Annotated in this window: 15 protein-coding genes and 1 pseudogene; 9 read left to right on the forward strand and 7 right to left on the reverse strand. The window is 66.4% G+C overall.

From position 1 onward, the window contains the following. Nucleotides 1-4: 4 nt before the first annotated feature. Together CJZ80_RS14435 and zds are read right to left on the reverse strand one after the other, a co-directional pair. Nucleotides 5-454, reverse strand: a complete 450-nt coding sequence (locus tag CJZ80_RS14435) for an SRPBCC family protein (protein ID WP_094514816.1) — start codon at nt 452-454, stop codon at nt 5-7. A 5-nt stretch (nt 455-459) separates the two neighbouring features. Beyond that, entirely contained in the window at nt 460-1,965 is a 1,506-nt protein-coding gene (zds, locus tag CJZ80_RS14440) for a 9,9'-di-cis-zeta-carotene desaturase (RefSeq protein ID WP_094514819.1), read from the reverse strand. Nucleotides 1,966-2,137: 172 nt separating this feature from the next. Between zds and CJZ80_RS14445 the strand changes: the two genes are divergently transcribed. From CJZ80_RS14445 to CJZ80_RS14460, 4 genes are all read left to right on the forward strand, one after another. Beyond that, entirely contained in the window at nt 2,138-2,542 is a 405-nt protein-coding gene (locus CJZ80_RS14445) for an iron-sulfur cluster assembly accessory protein (RefSeq protein WP_094514822.1), read from the forward strand. A 140-nt stretch (nt 2,543-2,682) separates the two neighbouring features. Then, complete coding sequence (locus tag CJZ80_RS14450) at nt 2,683-3,108, forward strand: hypothetical protein (RefSeq protein WP_094514866.1); 426 nt, start codon at nt 2,683-2,685, stop codon at nt 3,106-3,108. A gap of 23 nt (nt 3,109-3,131) precedes the next feature. Continuing rightward, entirely contained in the window at nt 3,132-4,340 is a 1,209-nt protein-coding gene (locus tag CJZ80_RS14455; RefSeq protein WP_094514825.1) for a lipid-A-disaccharide synthase-related protein, read from the forward strand. Next, nucleotides 4,333-4,611, forward strand: a complete 279-nt coding sequence (locus tag CJZ80_RS14460; protein ID WP_094514828.1) for a hypothetical protein — start codon at nt 4,333-4,335, stop codon at nt 4,609-4,611. The genes CJZ80_RS14455 and CJZ80_RS14460 overlap by 8 nt, the downstream gene beginning before the upstream one ends. Here CJZ80_RS14460 and CJZ80_RS14465 read toward each other — a convergent pair. After that, the gene (locus tag CJZ80_RS14465) at nt 4,547-5,488 is read right to left on the reverse strand and encodes a TIGR01777 family oxidoreductase (protein ID WP_094514830.1); all 942 of its coding nucleotides are present in this window, start codon (nt 5,486-5,488) and stop codon (nt 4,547-4,549) included. The two genes, CJZ80_RS14460 and CJZ80_RS14465, sit on opposite strands and share 65 nt — an antisense overlap. Nucleotides 5,489-5,585: 97 nt before the next feature. Here CJZ80_RS14465 and ndhO point away from each other — a divergent pair, with 97 nt between their 5' ends. After that, on the forward strand, nt 5,586-5,828 hold the full coding sequence (gene ndhO, locus CJZ80_RS14470) for an NAD(P)H-quinone oxidoreductase subunit O (protein WP_094514834.1): 243 nt from the start codon (nt 5,586-5,588) through the stop codon (nt 5,826-5,828). A gap of 23 nt (nt 5,829-5,851) precedes the next feature. Here ndhO and CJZ80_RS14475 read toward each other — a convergent pair whose 3' ends face one another. The 3 genes from CJZ80_RS14475 to CJZ80_RS14485 form a co-directional block, all read right to left on the reverse strand. Next, nucleotides 5,852-6,547, reverse strand: a complete 696-nt coding sequence (locus CJZ80_RS14475; protein WP_094514838.1) for a J domain-containing protein — start codon at nt 6,545-6,547, stop codon at nt 5,852-5,854. Between the two features lie 121 nt (nt 6,548-6,668). Further along, on the reverse strand, nt 6,669-8,369 hold the full coding sequence (locus CJZ80_RS14480; protein WP_094514840.1) for an iron uptake porin: 1,701 nt from the start codon (nt 8,367-8,369) through the stop codon (nt 6,669-6,671). A 286-nt stretch (nt 8,370-8,655) separates the two neighbouring features. Next, on the reverse strand, nt 8,656-10,257 hold the full coding sequence (locus tag CJZ80_RS14485; protein WP_094514843.1) for an iron uptake porin: 1,602 nt from the start codon (nt 10,255-10,257) through the stop codon (nt 8,656-8,658). Nucleotides 10,258-10,478: 221 nt separating this feature from the next. Between CJZ80_RS14485 and CJZ80_RS14490 the strand changes: the two genes are divergently transcribed. The 4 genes from CJZ80_RS14490 to CJZ80_RS14505 are packed head-to-tail and all read left to right on the forward strand — an operon-like array spanning nt 10,479 to nt 17,455. Beyond that, nucleotides 10,479-12,542 carry a glycosyltransferase family 39 protein gene (locus tag CJZ80_RS14490; RefSeq protein WP_233133144.1) on the forward strand — a complete coding sequence of 688 codons (2,064 nt, stop codon included), beginning with the start codon at nt 10,479-10,481 and terminating at the stop codon, nt 12,540-12,542. A gap of 27 nt (nt 12,543-12,569) precedes the next feature. After that, a complete protein-coding gene (locus CJZ80_RS14495) occupies nt 12,570-14,135 on the forward strand; it encodes a glycosyltransferase family 39 protein (RefSeq protein ID WP_094514847.1) in 1,566 nt (521 codons plus the stop codon). A 4-nt stretch (nt 14,136-14,139) separates the two neighbouring features. Then, the gene (locus CJZ80_RS14500) at nt 14,140-15,831 is read left to right on the forward strand and encodes a glycosyltransferase family 39 protein (protein ID WP_094514850.1); all 1,692 of its coding nucleotides are present in this window, start codon (nt 14,140-14,142) and stop codon (nt 15,829-15,831) included. Beyond that, on the forward strand, nt 15,815-17,455 hold the full coding sequence (locus CJZ80_RS14505) for a DUF2079 domain-containing protein (protein WP_094514853.1): 1,641 nt from the start codon (nt 15,815-15,817) through the stop codon (nt 17,453-17,455). Before CJZ80_RS14500 ends, CJZ80_RS14505 begins: the two co-directional genes overlap by 17 nt. Nucleotides 17,456-17,911: 456 nt before the next feature. Here the strand turns inward: CJZ80_RS14505 and CJZ80_RS15985 are convergent. Then, nucleotides 17,912-18,015 (reverse strand): annotated as a pseudogene (locus CJZ80_RS15985) (photosystem II protein D2); the annotation flags it as partial.

Genomic DNA, 18,015 nt, shown 5'->3' on the forward strand with positions numbered 1-18,015 from the left:
CTGATCAGGACTGGCCATCGTCTCCACGCTCAACAAGATCCCTGAAGCGATCGAGATTGGCCTGCAATTCCTTGGTGACGATGCCGCCAAGGATGGAAGGCTCCATCAGTGGTGCGAGCACCCCAGGGAGTTCGTAGCTCACCGTCAGTCTGACGACAGTGAGCGAATCGCCCTGAGGATAAAAGCGAACGGCGCCTTTTGTGGGAAGCCCCCCCACCGATTCCCAGTGCAGTTGCTGGGCCTCGACACGCTGGGAGATGCGGGCCTTCCAGTGGAAGCGGAAGCCCTGGGCTGCCAGGGTCCAATCGGTGATGTCCGGATCGTCGAGGGTGACCACCGACTCGATCCAGCGCATCCAGCGGGGCATGGCCTCCAAATCACTCCACACCTCCCAGACCCGCTGCACCGGGGCCTTGATCTCCGTGGTGACGCTGTGCTCCAGCCAACGGCCCATGATCGTCAGGCCGCCGCGCCGATGGACGCCATCGCCACCGGCTGACCAAGAATCACCCCGGCCGCCAGGCGACCGCTCATGGTGGCCCCCTCCATCGAATCGATGTAATCCTGCTTGGTGTAGCTGCCGGCCAGGAAGAAGTTGCTCACCGGCGTGCGTTGCTCAGGCCTGAACGGTTCCATGCCAGGAGCCTCCCGGTAGAGCGATTGGGCCAGTTTGACCACATTGCTCCACAGCAGCGTGAGTTGGCTGGCGGACGGAAACAACTCCCGGACCTGGGCATCGACGGCCGCCACGATCGTCTCGTTGCTCTTGGCGATCCAGGGATCTCCAGGAGTGAGCACGCACTGCAGCAGGGAGCCCTGGCCTTCGCGGCGGTAGTCGGCAGGGCTGGCCAGGGCAAGATCGGCGAAGCAGCTGAAATCGGCGTCTGCGGTGTACAGCAGGTTGTTCAGCCCGCTGGGGTGCTGAAGATCGGAGCGGGCGGCAGTCTGGGCTTCGCCGTCCCCCAGTTCGGTCACCCAGCCGTCGTAGCGCAGCTGCACGGTGGCCACCGGCACGGCCTCCAGCCTATAGATGTTGTCGAACTGCTCATAGCGGCGCCAGGCGCTGGGCAGCAGTTTCTGGATGCCCGGCACATCGCAGGCGGCCAGGTAGGCATCGGCTTCCACGTGGATCTCTCCCTCGGGCGTGCCCAACCGCAGACCCGTGACCTGCGGCGCCGCCGTGGCAGGGCTGTTCTGCCCCTCAGCGTTGGCTCCGTCGCTGGTGCAGAGCTCCAGCACCCGGTGACGCAGGTGGAGCCTGGCGCCGCGGGCAACGATGTAGTCGAGGATCGGCTGATGCAGCCAACGGTGCGGCGAGCCCTTCAGCAGGTTGAGCTTGGAGGCCTCGGTGCGGGTGGCGAACATCAGAAAGATGGTGAGCATGCACCGGGCCGAGATCGAGGCGCAGTCGATGAAACCGAGCGCGTAGGCGATCGGATCCCACATCCGCTCGATGCTCTTCGGGCTGCCGCCATGGCCGACGAACCAGTCGCGGAAGCTCATGCGATCCAGCGCCCGGATCACACCCATGGCGCCGTCGGGATCCACCAGGCCCCGCACGATCGGGCTGGTGCCAAGGGCCAGGGCGTTGCGCAGCTTGTCGATCCAGTCGAGCTGCGGTGTGGTGAAGAAGGCCTTGAGGCCGTTGAAGGGAGCCCCTACGGGGAAACGGAAATCGAGCGCGCGGAGGTCGCCGCCCTTGTTGACGAACAGATGGGTGTGCTCCTTGGGCAGCAGGTTCTCAAAGGCCCCCACCTTGCGCATCAAGGCGAAGAGGTTGGCGTAGTTGAAGAAGAACACGTGCAGCCCCATCTCGATGTGGTTGCCGCCCGCGTCTTCCCAGCTGCCCACCTTGCCGCCCACGAAAGCCCGCGCCTCGTAGAGGTCCACCTGATGGCCGGCGTCGCAGAGATCCACTGCAGCCGCCAGACCGGCCAGACCCGAACCCACGATGGCGACCCGCACCCTTGACCTCCCGTACCCGGCGACTCTATGGAGCCGGAGTGGGCGGCGGCGTTCGGATGGCCGCTCCCGCCAGGGCTGCGGCGGCCCGGGCGTCAGCGGGACGTGGCTTCGAAAACCGGCCACCCTCCATAGAGTGATCGCACGACGTTTCCCTTTCCCCCAGGCTCCGCCCATGAGCAGCTCCACCCCAGCGGCCCCAGCAGCTCCCCTCACCCACACCGGCCGCGATGGCAAGGGGATCCTGATCACCGCCCCGGCCATGCTGCAGCTGGCCACGTTGATGCGGCAACAGGGTGAGGAGAAGCTGCTGCGGGTGGGCGTGCGCTCCGGTGGCTGCAGCGGCATGAGCTACACCATGGATTTCATCGAAGCCGCCGGCATCCGCGCCGACGATGAGGTGTATACCTACGAACCCAATGGAGCCCCCAGCTTCCGCGTGGTGTGTGATCCAAAGAGCCTTCTGTACATCTATGGCATGCAGCTGGATTTCAGCTCCGCTCTGATCGGTGGTGGCTTCAACTTCACGAACCCCAACGCCAGCCAGACCTGTGGCTGCGGCAGCTCCTTCGCGGTCTGAGCCAGCGGCTTGATGGCACGGCCTGACCCCAGCACTCTGAACCGACCTCCGGCACCACGACATGCAGGCCTCCTGCGGAGCTGAGCCACTGCTCCATGCCGTGGGAATCTGAGGGGCTCTACCTCGCCGCAGTGTCCACGATGGCCACGGACGCTTCCACCGAATCCGCCTTCGAGCAGGCCATCCGCCGCTACCAGGAAGGTGCCGAGCCCGCTGAACTGATCCCCGAGTTCCAGGCGATCACGGCCGCCGCCCCACGGCTGGCCGCAGGCTGGACCTGCCTGGCCTGGCTGCAGCTGCTCGACGATCAGCCCGTGGCGGCGCTGCGGTCGGCGCGTACGGCCGTGAAGCTCAATCCGCAGGATCCTCAGTCGCGCGTGAACCTTTCGGTCGCCATGCTCGAAACCGGCGCCAAAGGCGTGCGCGAGCACATCGACATGGTGCTCAGGGTCACGGCGGTGGCGCCGGAGCTGGGTGAGGAGCTGCAGGAATCGATCACCGATGGCCTGCGGCGTCGTCCCGGTTGGACCTCGCTGGAGAAAGTCAACGCCTGGCTGAAGGGGTGATCGGGACGGTGCCGGCCCCAGCCATGGTCCCGAAACGCGTCCTGCTGATCAGCAATGGGCATGGGGAAGATCTCAGCGGCAGCCTGATCGGCCAGGAACTGGTGGCGCACGGGGCCGAAGTGGCGGCGCTGCCCCTGGTGGGCCACGGGAACGCTTACCGGCAGGCGGGGATACAGGTGCTGGGCCGCACCCGCACCTACAGCACCGGCGGGCTGGGCTACACAAGCCTGGCGGGCCGCCTCACGGAATTGCTGCAGGGGCAGGTGAGCTACGTGCTCAGGCGCCTTGCCCTTTTCCTCTGCCAGGCGCGGCACTTCGATCTGGTCGTGGTGATCGGCGATGTGCTGCCGGTGGTGGCGGCCTGGCTGAGCTGCCGGCCGGTGGTCACCTATCTGGTGGCCTACTCCAGCCATTACGAAGGGCGTCTGCGCCTGCCTTGGCCCTGCGGCTGGTGCTTGCGCAGCGGCCGCTTCCAGCGGGTGTACAGCCGCGACAGCCTCACCGCCACTGACCTCACGGCCCAGCTGGGCCGCCCGGTGCACTTCCTCGGCAATCCATTCCTGGACCGGGCGCGGGAGCCAGCGCCCCCGCTGCAGCCGTTGGAGCCGCACAGCAGCTCCGGGGCCAGGCTGCTGGGGCTTCTACCTGGAAGCCGGCTGCCGGAAGCGCTGCGCAATCTGGAGCTCATGCTGAAAGTGCTGATGCGGCTGCCGCCGTCCTGGCAGCAACAGCAGCGGCTGGAGCTGGTGGCGGCGCTGGTGAAGGATCTTCACCGGGAGCTGGTGGGCCGCTGCGCCGCCCCGCTGGGGTGGACCCTGCAGGGCGATCGGCTGAAACGGGGCCCGCTCGTGCTGCACCTGGTATGGGGAGGCTTCGCGGCGGTGGTTCAGCAGAGCGATCTGCTGCTCTCGATGACAGGCACGGCAGCCGAACAGGCCGTGGGTCTGGGCAAACCGGTGCTGCAGCTGGTGGGCCACGGACCGCAATTCACGGTCAGCTTCGCCGAGGCGCAACGCCGGCTGCTGGGCTCGTCCCTGGCCTGCAGCGATGGCGAGCCCGGTTCGGAAGACAGCCTGGCGGGCACGGCGGAACTGGCCACCGGCCTGCTCACGGCCCTTGCGGATCCTGCCTTTTCAGAACGCTGTCGCCGCAATGGCCACGAGCGCATCGGGGGTCCCGGCGGCGCTGCCAGGATGGCCCGAGAGATCCATGCGGTGTTAAGCGATGTCTGAGCCGCAATCCCTGAGCGTTCGCCTGAAGGGCTGGCTCGACAGCCTCCTGGTGGCCAATGTGTTTCTGGTGATCGCCGGAGCGGTGTGGTTCGGCCTGGCGATCGCCCTGCACAGCCGCAGCGTCGACGCCCCCCTGAAGCTGTTTCAGCAGCTGTGGGAGCCCCTGTTCACCCCGGCGATCGGGCTGCTGATGGCGGCGGCCGTGCTCAGCGGGATCCTGGGCTGGTGGCAGCGGCGAGCGCAGCGGCAACATCCGGATACTGGAAGCTGAATCCCTGCTGCTGCAGGCGTTCGGGCACCACATGCTGGCCCTCCAGCACCACCTTGGCGCCATCGCCGAGCATGAGCTGCAGAACCGGGGCCGGCACCGGCAGCAGGCTCGGGCGACCCAGCACGTCCCCGAGGCTGGTGGCGAACGACTGCATGGTCACCGGCGTGGGCGCCACGGCGTTGTAAGCCCCCACATAGGCCGGGTCCACCAGGGCGGCGGCGATCAACCGGCAGAGGTCGGTGCGCTCGATCCAGCTCATCCATTGGCGGCCCGAACCCACGGGCCCCCCGAAGCCGGTGCGGAACACCGGCAGCATCTTGCCGAGGGCGCCGCCGTCAGCGCCGAGCACGATGCCGATGCGCAACTTCACCACGCGGATGCGCACTGCGGCTCGATCAGCCGCTGCCTCCCACTGGGCGCAGAGCTGGCCGAGGAAATCAGCCGCCGGTGGTGAGGCTTCGGTGAAACTGCCGCTCGGGCTGGTGCCGTAGTAGCCCACGGCTGAACCGTTCACCAGCACGCGGGGCGGGGTGCCCAGATGGCCCATGGCCTCAACCAGCTCTGTGGTGGTCACCAGCCTGCTGTCGAGCAGGCGCTGGCGGTGTTGCGGGGTCCAGCGGTGGTCGGCGATCGGCTCACCGGCCAGGTTCACCACCCCTTCGGCAGCCGCCAGAGCCTCGAGCACTTCGGGGCGCCTCCAGGTGGCCGGCTCGGCAGGATCCCCCTGCAGCCGGGCCACATCCGGAGGCCCTAGGCCACTGGCGCTGGAGCTGGCCGGCTGACGGCTGAGCAGCGTGCAGCTGTGCCCTTCCCGCTGCAGCAGGGGCACCAGTTCACGACCGATGAAGCCGGTACATCCGAGCAGAAACAGCCGCACAGCAGGGAGGACGCACGTTGATCAACGGTAGGGCTGGCACCGGTGGCAAAGGCGACCGAAGAGGGGCACTAACCTGCGCGCATCGATCACTGTCGTGATGGCTGACACTGCACCCGCACCGACGAAGCCCGCACCGATCAAGAAAGGCAGCCTGGTCAAGGTGAGCGCGGCGCGCTATGCCAGCAGCCTGGAAGCGGCGGCCAGCGATCCCCAGCCACCGGCCTACCTGTTCGAGGGTCCCGGCGAAGTGCTCGCCGTCAAAGGCGATTACGCCCAACTGCGCTGGCGCCTGCCTGTTCCCGACGTATGGCTGCGGCTCGATCAGCTCGAAGCCTGCTGAACCGTTTCAGAGATCCAGCCGGTTCAGAGATCCAGCCGGCGCCGCTCCTCCTTCATGAGGGAGCGGCGTTGCTTGGCCTCCCGTAGCATCTCGCGACCGTCGTGGAGGTAGCTGTCCACGTAGCCGAGCGTGTAGCGCTCCAGTTCCGCCAAGGCATCTTCCACCTGGCTCAGGCAGTGGTAGAGGCTGAGGCCAAAACCCTTGGCCGCCGACGGGCAGGCCATGGACCTGTAGAGCATCTGTACTCTGTCGAGCTTGGCCTTGCTTTGCTCCAGGAAGGCGCAGAACGCCTCCATCAGCACGTCGTCGTAGGGATCGGCCGCGAGGGCGCGCAGCTCACCCGGGAAGGCCAGGATCACCTGCCCCAGCAGACGATCGATCGGCGCATACACCCGTTGCAGCCACACCAGCAACTCCCCGTCACGGGCCGCACCCCTGCTGCCTGCGGCTGGGGTCTGCACACGCGCACCTCGCGCTGGCGGCGGCCCTCCATCCCCGAGGGCCGGGCTGTGGGTGCTGTCGTAAAGCCGGCGACGCTCATGGTCTCCCAGCACCTCCCAGGCGGCATTGAGCGCCACGATCGTGGCCGCATCGCCTCCCGCATCGGGATGGTGCTGCTTCACCAACTGGCGATAAGCCGCCTTGATCTCCGCCGCGCTGGCCTGAACGCCAACGCCGAGCACGGCATAAGGGTTTGCGGAGGTGGGGGAAGCGGCCATCCAACAGCCCGGTAGCGGAGCCATCATCTCCACGCCGAGGGCGGAAACGCGAAAAAAGGCCCCCCGTTTCCGGGAGGCCGTGAGGTGGTGTGTGAGGGCAGGTTGAACCGAGTGCCGGTCTTCAGAAACGGAAGGTGGTCTGCACGAGGCCGCCGAACACGTTGAAGGTCTGGTCGGCGCCGGTTTGCTGGCCGAGCGGGCGGCTGAGGTAGAAGATCGCCGGGGTGACGGAGATGTTGTCGGTCACCTGGAACTTGTACCACCATTCCCAGACGAAGTTGCCGTCGTTCGGGGTGGTTTCCAGGCCCGAGGTCGTGCCGGACTTCAGCTGGGTGGCGAACACCGGCTGGCCCACCGCCATACCGGCGGCGTTGCCCTTGGCGAACACATCAGACCATTCCAAGCCGACGAACCAGCTTTGCGACTCGCTCACGAAGGGGGTAGCGAACTCAACGCCGCTGGCTTGGGTCTCGTTGCCGGAGAGGCTGTTGAGACCCCAACCAATGCTGATGGAGGGGATGAAACCGCTCTTCTTGGGCTGCCAATAGGCGTTGACTGCCACGCTGTTGGAATCACCGTTGGCCAGGAACCAGCTGTTGGAAGCGGCGAAGTTGGTGCCGCGACGGAAGTTGGTGGCCTGTTGGCCGTAGCGGTAAGCCGCTGAGATGTTCCACTGTGGGGTGGTGTAGTTCAGCTGAGCGAGGAAGTTGCCGCGGGCGCAATCGGTGCCGATGCCACCTTCATCGCTGGAGCAGCTGAAGGGGTTGCCATCGAACGAAGTGCCCGAATCACCCTGCTGCGCCACATAGCTGGCGCCGGCGCTGAAGCGACCTTTGCCCTTGGGAACGTTCTGCCGCCAGGTGATAGCAGCAGCAGCGCCAGTGGCCTTGTTGTAGACGCCGGGAGCACCGTGAAGGGTGAAGAGATCAAGGATCTTGTCGCCCTTGCCGTACACCGACGGGGTGACCGCCAGCATTTCGGTGTTCCGGGCCTTGGGACCAACGGTGATCGCTACGTCGCGACCAACAGGGAAGCGATACCAGAGACGGTCGATGCCGACCACATCGGAGCAGTTCCGGTTGCCGGTGCAGCTCGTCTGACCAAAGCCGTTGCTGGCGATGTCCAGAGCGGTGAGGTTGAGACCGTTGCCATTAAAGGCGTTGTTGAAGTTGCCGGAGCGCAGGCGGGTATAGAGCTGATCTTTGCCCGTGAAGCTGGTGATGAAGTTCAGGCGAACGTCATAGTTGAACGAGGTGGCACCGAAGCGAGCGTTGTAGTTCTCGCTGTCATTGCCACTGGTGATTGAGGATGTCCTGAAGCGCCCACTCGTGCTGTTGCCACCGGCGTTGACAGCACCCAGCACGAAGGTGGCCTGACCCTGGAGCTTGGTGGTGGTGGAGAACTGGGTAGCTTCCAGCTCACCCACTTTGGCTTCGAGGCCATCCACCCGGCCCTTGAGAACGGCCAGTTCGGCTTCGAATTCCTTGAGCAGGCGGCGCAGCTCGTCGGTCACCTCGGTGATGCGATCGAGGCAGGCATTGAGCAGAGCGGCGGCTTCCCAGCGGCTGAGGGCCTGCTTGCCGCGGAAGGTGCCGTCGGGATAGCCAGCGACGCAGCCGTAGCGCTCGATCAGGTTCGAGAGCGCCTGATAGGCCCACTCGGTGGGCTGAACATCAGAAAACTGATTGATGCTGGTGACCTGTTCCTTGACATTGGCATAGCGATTGACGCCATCCATGTTCAGCTCTGAGGCCGAAGCTGCCACGGGGGCGAGCAGGCCAAGAGCGGCAGGAGCCAGCAACAAGTGCTGAATGCGATTCATGAGAGTCCTCACACCAATTGAGGGGATGCTTCTGTAGTGAAGCCTGCAAATTGTATGAACTGACAACGCGTATAGCCTGGCTTGAGCTACCCGAGCATGTATTCCAGGCGACATTCCATGCCTCCCCTGAAGTGGGGCCCAGCCTGGAATCCAGCCAACAAAAAGCCCCACCAGATGGCGGGGCGAAAGAACTGAATGCTTCGTCAAGGTTCACTTGAATCGACGTAGTCGCCTGAGCAATGTGTGAGGGGCTCAGAGGAGACGATTCAAGTGAAGGAAGGCAGAATCAGAACTTGAAGGTGGTCTTGACGATACCGCCGAAGTTGCTGAACGATTCGTTGTTGAACTTCTGATCTTGACCGAGAGGAGCGCTCAGGTAGTAGATCGCAGGAGTCACGCTGATGTTATCGGTGACCTGGAACTTGTACCACCACTCCCAGGCATAGTTGCCGTCATTGGGTGACAGGGTGTCGTTGTCGCCCGACTTCGTGAGGAAGGTGGGCTGACCGACGGCCATACCGAGGGAGTTGCCCTTGATGAACACATCGCTCCACTGAAGACCGACGTACCAAGACTGGGTCTGAGCACCGTCGATCACACTCTCGAGAGAACCGGCGGAAGCAGAGTCAGCGCTGTGGCCGTTGATGCCCCAACCGGCGCTGATCGAAGGGATCCAGCCGGAGTTGGAGGGCTGCCAGTAACCGCTGATGCCCACCGAGCTCACCGAGGTGGAGAGCCCGAAGCCGGTGACGGCCAGAGGGGTGCCATTGCCGCTGTAGAGGCCAGCCTGACCACCCTCAGGGGTGGTGTAGACGTAGGCCACAGCCAGGCCCCAGTTGGGCTGGGTGTAAGCAATCTGGGCAGTACCCGTTTGGGCTGCGCCAGAGGTGCCGATGCCACCTTCGCTCGGGTTGCCCGAGTCACCGTTGGCAGAGACGTAGTTGGCGCTGATGGTCCAGCCACCGCTCTTCCACCACAGACCGGCACCTGCACCAAGGTTCAGGCTGTAAGCGCCAGGAGCACCGGCGTAGGTGAAGATGTCGAGGACGGTGTCAGCGGGGTACACGCTGGGCCAGACGGCCAGCATGTCGTCCTGACGGACACGGCCACCAACGGTGGCGGTGAAGCCGGTGCCGATGGGGAATTGATAGAAGAGGCGGTTGATCGCGACCACGTCGCCGCAATCAGCGCCGGTGCCACAGTTCTCCTCGAAGGCAGCTTCAAGGGCGTTCAGGCCAACGACCGGACCGCCGGCCCAGGGGCCGTCAGCAAAGTTGCCGGCGCGCAGGCGGGTGCGCAGCAGGTCCTTGCCGGTGAAGCTGGTATCGAAGTTGAGCTGGATGTCGTAGTTGAAGGCCGTGGCGCCTTGCAGAGCGCGGGCTGCGTCCACAAGACCGTCGCTGGAGCCGCTGTAGGAGTTGGCGCCGACCACGAAGGTGGCCTTACCGTTCAGCTTGGTGGTGGTGGAGAACTGGCTGGCTTCCAGCTCGCCGACTTTGGCTTCGAGGCCATCAACCCGGCCCTTGAGCACGGCCAGTTCAGCTTCGAATTCCTTGAGCAGGCGGCGCAGCTCGTCGGTCACCTCGGTGATGCGGTCGAGGCAGGCGTTGAGCAGAGCAGCGGCTTCCCAGCGGCTGAGGGCTTTCTTGCCGCGGAAGGTGCCGTCGGGATAGCCAGCGACGCAGCCGTAGCGCTCGATCAGGTTCGAGAGCGCCTGGTAGGCCCACTCAGTGGGCTGAACGTCGGAGAACTGGTTGATGCTGGTGACTTGCTCCTCAGAGGCGTACTGGTTGACGCCGTCGAGGTTGAGCTCTGCAGCAGACACGGCCATCGGGGAGAGAAGCCCCAGAGCGGCAGGTGCCAGCAGCAGTTGCTGGAAGAGTTTCATTGTGTCCTCACACAAAAAGGGGCGCAATGCGCCGACCACATCTTCACGGCAGTTCAAGCAGCCACCAGGCCGGATGTGACAGAAATGACAATGGACAGTGAGCGCCATGGCTTGCCAGGCCGCCATCGGGCGAGCACCGGCCGGTCCAGAGTGAGGGGCCCGGCCCGCAGACCCTGGCTTTCCGTTCTTCTCGCCCCTGGCTGTGGTGGCTGGGTCTGGGCGTGATCTGGCTGGCGGGCACCTTCGCCGACCGGCTCTGGTTGCAGCTCGACCAGCGGCTGCCTGCCTGGGATCAGGCCGAATACATCAACAGCGCCGTGGACCATGGCCGCGCCTTGGGACTGCTGGCCGGCGGCGGCTGGCAGGGGTGGAGCGCCCTGCTCGATCTCTCCCCGAAGATTCCCCCGCTGGCCAGCCTGGTCAATGGCAGCGTGATGGCCTTCAGCGGCGACAGCCCCGATCAGGCCAGCTGGGCGCTTGCTATCTGGCAGCTGCTGTTGCTGGCGGTGGTGGCCTGCTGGGGCCGGCAGCTGGGCGGGCCGCGCTTCGGCCTGCTGGCCGCCGCGCTCGTGTGCCTGGCGCCGGCCCTGGCAGCGCTGCGGGTGGATTTCACCCTCGACCTTCCACTCACCGCCACCGCCATGCTTGCCCTCTGGCGGCTGGGGTGCTGGTACGCCCCCGCCCCGAGGGGCGGACGCTGGAGCCAGGCGCTGGTGGCGGCAGCGGCGGTGGCCACCGCGGTGATGGTGAAGCAGAGCGCCCTGCTGGTGCTGTTGCTGCCATGCCTGTGGGCGGCGGGCACCGGGCTGGGCCAGCCGCAGCGCCGCCTGCAGACCCTGGCCGCCCTGGCCCTGGTGCTGACCGTGGCCCTGCCCTGGCTGAAGCACAACTGGATCACCACCCTCGGCGGGACCAACCGGGCGGTGATCGAATCGGGCGCCGCCGAAGGGGATCCATCGCCCCTGAGCCTGGCCAGCCTCTTCTGGTATCCAAGGCTCTTCCCGGCCCAGCTCGGTGCGCCGATGCTCGCTGTCGGTGCAGCCGGAGGGGCACTGGCCCTTTGGCAGCGCAGACGCCCTGCTGATGCTGCTGCTGAGCCGCCCGATCAGGACTCAGGGCCGCCTACGGAATCCGGTGGCACGGGCTCCGGCTGGGGGTGGCTGCTGGGTTGCGCCCTCGCCGGCTGGTTGGTCACCAGCCTCAGCCCGAACAAGGATCCGCGTTACATCGCGCCGGTGCTGCCGCTGCTGGTGCTGCTGCTGGCACGGGGTTGGTGGGTGCTGCTGCAGGCGGCCCGTGCCCGCTTCGGACCCTGGCTGGGGGCCGTGCTGCTGGGGGTAGGCCTGCTGGGAACGGGTGCCACCACCGCCTCAGAGCGTGTCGGCGAGCTGGAGCGGCGCGCGGAGTCCCCGGTGCCTGAGGCGATCGAGGCGGTGCGTCAACGCGTGGGCACAGCTCCCACCACCGTGCTGGTGATCCCCAGCACCGCTGAGGTCAACCAGCACAACGTGAGCACCTTCGGACGCCTGGGGGGCGGGCAGATCCTCGGGCGGGAAAGCGGGAAGCAGAAACGGGAGCATGACCTGGTGCTGCAGCAGGCCCAGTGGCTACTGCTGGCCAGCGGCGACCAGGGCACGAAGCGCAAGGAATCCAGGCAGCTGAGCCGGAGCGTGCGCAGCGATGGCCGCTTCGAGCGCGTGGGCAGCTGGCCGTGGACCAAGGGCCGCCAGCTCGAACTCTGGCAACGTCGCGCCGCTGCGCCCGCGGCCGTGCCGTTCGATCGCCGCTTCATCACACTCGCCCGCGGCCTGGAGCAGGGCCCGGCCGGCCTGGGTGCCGTGTTCGACGCGATCGGACCGGAACACCAGCTGGACGGGCATTTCCTTTACCAAGCACGTGTGCGCCGCTGGGCGGAGGCCCGCCTCAGCGCCAACCCCAACGACCGCGAGGCGCTCTGGGCACTGGCGCTGCTGGACGTGCTGCTCAACCGGCCCGCCGCGGCGGAAGGCTGGTTCAAACAGCTGGAGGCGGTGGACCCGGCCAACCCGTGGCCGAGCGCCTACCGCTCCGTGGTGCTGCTGGCCGATTGGCGCCCCTGGCAGGCGGCGGCGGTGGCCGAGGCGGCGCGCCTGCGCCACGACGAACCGGTGCTGGACGGGCTGATCCATGTGGCCGGCGTCCTCGGCGGCGATCTGCGCCGCCTCCCTGGCACCCGCGCCGCCGTCGAGGCGGCGATCGCCTCGGTGGAGGCGCGCATCGAGGCCGGCGCCAAAGAGGGCCGGTAGCCTCCTGCCCACGCCTGAACTCTGCTGATGGCCCCTGCGGCGCCAGCTTCCCCTTCCAAGCCCGGCGCGGCCCTGCCGTTGTGGTTGCCACTGCTGGTGGGGGCCGGGTTGCGGCTGATCCAGATCCAGGCCCCGGTCCTCGGCATCCACAGCTGGAGGCAGGCAGACACGGCGGCGATGGCTCGCAACTTCGCCGAGCAGGGCATGAACCTGCTCACACCCCAGATCGACTGGGGCGGCGCCGGCAGCGGCGTGGTGGAAGCGGAATTTCCCTTGTATCCCTACAGCGTTGCCCTGCTCTACCGCCTGTTCGGGGTGCAGGAATGGCTGGCGCGGGGCCTCTCCGTGCTCTGCAGCCTGCTCACGATCGTGCTGGTGGTGCGGATCGGCCGCCAGCTGCTGGGGGAGCGGGCCGGCTGGTGGGGCGGACTGTTCTATGCGGTGTTGCCGATTTCGGTGTTCTACGGGCGCACGGTGCAGCCGGAGGCGACGCTGATGCTGCTGGCGGCTCTGGCCCTGGAGCGCTTTCTGGCCTGGCTGCGCACCGGCAGGCTGGCAGCCCTGGGAATCTCCTGGCTGGCCTTCACCGCCGCCTGTCTGATCAAAGTTCTGCCGTTCGTGTGGCTGGGCCTGCCGTTGCTATGGCTATGGGGCCAGGCCCACCAGTGGAGGATCCTCCGGCGATCAGGCAGCTGGATGTTTGCCCTGTCGGCGGTGGTGGTGACGGCGGCCTGGTACTGGCATGCCCACAAACTGGGGCAGGCCAGCGGCCTCAGCTTCGGCTTCTGGGGAGGCGAGGCCAACCGTTATAGCTGGGCCGACCTTTTCGCGCCTGGCTACTGGCTCGGCCTTGGCCTGAGGGTGGCCGTGCGCAACCTGGCGGTGCTGGGGGTGCCGTTGCTGGTGCTCGGCCTGCTGCCGCGCGGGAATGGCGACGCCGCTGCCAATCGAGGCGCCGCTGCCCCCCCCGACGCCCTGCCGGGGCCACAGGCGCAGGTGCTGCCGGTGGGGCTGGTGGCCGTGCTGCTGGCCGGAGCTCTGGCACCTGAATCCAGCGCGGTGCATGAGTATTACCAACTGCCGCTGATGCTGTTCGCCTGCCCAATGATGGGCCTGGGCTGGGTGCGGCTGCGGCGCCAGGCCGGTGTCTGGGGGCGGCAGGGGGCCTGGGCACTGCTCACGCTGCTGGTCGTGGTGAGCCTCACGGTGCTGGCTGTGGATTACTGGAGTCGGGAGCGGGTGGCCGGATCCCCGGTGTGGGAGCTGGCGCAGCAGATCCAGGCGCGCACACCGCCCGGGGCCAGAGTCGTGGTGATGAGCGGTTCCGACCCCACTGTTCTTTATCTCGCCAACCGCAAGGGATGGCTGGTGAGTCCCAAGCGGCTGATGCGGCGTGATGCGGCAGCCTGGCGAGCCGACGGCGCCGATGCCCTGGCCGGCAGTTATGCGGTGATCGAAAGCTATGCGCCCTTCCCCGAAGGCGAGGCCAAAACGCGCTTGAAACGCTGGGTCTGCGACCAGCCACCGGGCTGCCAGAGCGGGCCCGGTTTCGTGATTCCGCTGGCTCCAGGGGCCGGGCGGCCGGCAGGCTGAGCCCATGACCGTCCTGCACCCCCAGACCCCGCCCCGCGCCATTCCCTGGCGGGGCCTGCTGCTGCTCTGGCTGGCCGCCGTGGTGCTGGCTGTCGTGGGTCTGGGCAACCTGCCCCTGCGCGACTGGGATGAGGGGATCGTGGCGCGGGTGTCGCTGGAGATCGCCAACAGGGGGCTGCCGGAAGGCTGGCTGCCCACGATCTGGGGCAGCCCCTACCTCAACAAGCCGCCCGGGCTGCATGTGCTGATCGCCGCCGCCATCGGCCTCTGGCGCCAGCTCAGCCAGGCGCCGGCGGAGGCGCTACCGCCGGAATGGGTGGTGCGGCTGGTGCCGGCACTGCTTTCCTCCCTGGTGGTGCCGGTGGGGGGCCTGGTGCAGCTTCAGCTGCGGCCGGGCGACAACCGTGCCGCCCTGGCGACCGCGGCGATCCTGCTCACCCTGCTGCCGGTGGCGCGCCACGGGCGGCTGGCGATGCTGGACGGCGCGCAGCTCACCGCCATGGGGCTGCTCTGGTGGGCACTGTTGCGCAGCCGTTCCGGCCGCACTGGAGCGGGTTGGCGCTGGGGGCTGGTCGCCGGCCTGGCGGGCAGTGCGCTGCTGATGTTGAAGGCCCCGATCCTGTTGCCGGTGCTGGCCGCCGGCCTGGCCGCCCTGGTGCTCGATCCGGAGCGGCCGCGCCGTTCGCTGGCGCCGCTGCTGGCGGCCCTTGGCGTGGGCCTGCTGCCCGGGCTGGCCTGGCACGGCTGGCATGCGCTCATGCGCGGCAGCGATGCGCTCTGGCTCTGGGGCGGCGACGGCGTGACGCGGGTTCTGCTGGATGCGGGCGAAGGCAGCCAGCTGGGCTGGCGGGTGCCGGTGATCGAGATGCTGGAAGGTGGCTGGCCCTGGCTGCCGCTCTGGCCCCTGGCGGTGGTGATCGCCTGGCGCCAGCGCCACCGCAGCTGGGGGCGCTGGTGCCTGGTGCTGCAGCTGGTGATCGCCGGGTCGATCCTGCCGCTGCGCACCCAGCTCCCCTGGTACAGCCACCCGCTCTGGCTGCCGTTCGCCCTGCTCTGCGGGCCGCTGCTGGCGCAGATGCTGCAGGCTCGGCAGACCCGTCCGCCTCTCCAGCTCGTTCCAATCCTGTGGTCCTGGCTGGGTGGCGGCCTGATCCTGCTGGCCCTGGCGGCCGCAACAGCCCGGACCGGACTGCCGAGTGGGACCAGTCTTCTTGTTCTGCCGGCGGGCGTAGGGCTGCTTGGGGGGGGGCTGCTGCTGCTGCGCCCGGCCGAACGGCAGCGCCGCCGCGGCCTGGTCCTGCTGCTCGCGGGCTGGTGCCTCTCCCTGTTGCTGCTCTTCCATAGTTCCCTCTGGAACTGGGAATTGAACGAACATGACGACGTTCGCCCCGTGGCCAGCCTGGTCAGGGGTGCGGCGACCGAGCCGGACCATCGCCCGATGCCGATCTACATGGCCGGACAATCCGGGCGACGTCCAAGCCTGAGCTGGTATGCCCAACGGCCAATCGAACGGTTGCCGTCCCGGGCAAGCCCCGGTTCTCCGAGCCCGTTCCTGTTCATTGAGAAAGCCTCCGCCCCCCCTCCGCCCATGCTTCTCCAGCCCGGCGTCCGCTGCCGCCTGAGTGGGCTGGGCGAGCAGGACTGGCGCCTCTGGCGCTGCACACTCGCGTCTCAATCCGATGACCCTCGCCCCTGAACGACGCTCCTGGAGCCGCGCGGTTCTGACTGCAGCCGTGCTGTTTGCCGTGGTTGGCCTGGCCCTGCAGGCATGGCGCCTCCAGGTTCTCGCCGCTTCCTACGACCAGGGCATCTTTCTGCAGGTGCTCTGGAACAGCCTGCGGGGCCACCCCTTCGAGAGCACCCTCTCCTCCCAGCTTTCCGCCAGCGTGGTCCACGACGGCCAGTTGCCCAGCCTGGGCTATCACCGCCTGGGGCAGCACTTCACCCCGGTGCTGCTGCTCTGGGCTCCCTTGGTGGGTCTGCTGGGAGCGGCAGCCTTGCCCCTGGTTCAGGTGGGGCTGATGACGGCGGCAGGTCTGGCGCTGCATCGGTTTGCCCTCGAGATCCTGGGGAGCAACAACGATCGGCTGGCCGCTCTGCTGGCCTGCTCCTTTTTCGGAGCCAATGCCGTACTCGGCCCCACCTGGGGCAACTTCACGGATCTCTGCCAGTTGCCCCTGGCCTTTTTTCTGCTGATCTGGGGATTGCGCCGACGGAGCTGGTGGCTGGTGGCGCTCTGCACCCTGCTGATTCCGTTGATCCGGGAGGACACCGGCGTGCTGCTGGTGGGGGTGAGTCTGTGGATGCTGCTGCGACGACGCAGGGAAGAGTGGCCTTTGGCGCTCCTGATTGGTGGGGTGGGGGTCAGCTGGGTCCTGATCGTCACCAATGTGTTGATGCCTCTGTTCAGCGAAGACAATTCACGCCGGTTCATGGTGGAGAACTTCGGCCACTTTCTCGGTGATCAGGATCGCGCCAGCAGCCTGGAGGTGGCGGGAAGGATCCTTTCAACGCCCATGGCGCTGATCATGGAACTGTTCAGCGAACCTGGGCACACGCTTCGCTACCTGCTCGCCCAGAGTCTGCCGCTGCTGTTCATTCCCTTGATCTCCCTGGACAGCTGGCTGCTGATGGGGTTGCCATTTCTAGGGTTGCTGCTGGCGGACGGGAAGCCACCACCACTGGCCATCAATGTGCGCTACGCGCTGCTGGTGGTCCCGGGCTTGTTTGCAGGGGCCGTGCTCTGGTGGGAGCACCATCAGGACACCTTCCGTCGACCCAAGTTTCGTGCCGTTTGGATCGGGGCAATCGGGCTGTCGATCCTGCTGACGATCAGCAGCAACCCCAATCGCAGCCTCTCGTTCGTCATTCCCGACAGCGTGCAGCCCTGGATTTACTCCAACCCAGCCCAGCTCTGGGCCCATGGCCAGGCCGCCCGGCGCGTTCTCCAGCAGATCCCCCCAACGGCAACCGTTTCAGCCACCACCCCGCTGGTTCCTTTGCTTGCTGAGCGGGAGGTGCTGGTGCGTTTTCCCCGCAGTTGGCGCTATCTCGACAGGCAAGGAAAGCCCCAGGAGGTTGACTGGATTGCTGCAGATCTTGAGATGCTCAACAGGAATCTCAGGGTGTCTGATGGTGATCGCAAAGAGCTGGTGCGCATCCTTGAAATGATCCCCGATCTTTCGCCCGGCTATGGGGTTGTAGATGTTGATGGGGGCATCGTGTTAATGGCCAGAGGCGCAGTCGATCATGCCGATGCCCAGGAGCGCCTTGCTCGCCTGGTGGGATCATTGAAGCTGGAGCGGGAATCCAAAAAGTGACTTCCCTGGAACAAAGAACCCGATCGAAAATGAAAAGTCTTTCCCCATAGAAAGACTGCTCTTCAATCAATACCCTGTCTCCAGAATGAACGATGCCCCCATTCAGCCGATTGCTGAATGGGGGCATCGCCGGGTCCGCTCTGGCGCGGAACCGAATGAACTCAGATCAAGCTGCCTGGCATCAGACGGCGTTCTCCGCGATCAACAGACCCTTGCACATGGAACTTTGGCTCACAAGCACCTCCTCCCTTGGGGGATAACGCCAGCCGGTGACGCCTTCGGAGCGAAACAAGGGAGAAAACCCCGAAGCCTCGCCCCACGGCACTGCTGACACAACCCATTGATCTTAGAAGAAAACCTGAGAGATCGGCAACAGTTGGGGACCCAACAAAAAAGGCGCCCCGAAGGGCGCCAAATTTGAATTGATCCTCTGGAACTGCCTGATTGACTTAGGGCTCAGAGGGCGTTACCACGGGGCAGAACCTCTTCAGGGAAGACGAAGTTTTCATGCGGCTGGTCAGCCGGTGCCATCCAGGCACGCAGACCTTCATTCAGAAGAA

The organism is Synechococcus sp. MW101C3, from assembly GCF_002252635.1.
GTDB lineage: Bacteria > Cyanobacteriota > Cyanobacteriia > PCC-6307 > Cyanobiaceae > MW101C3.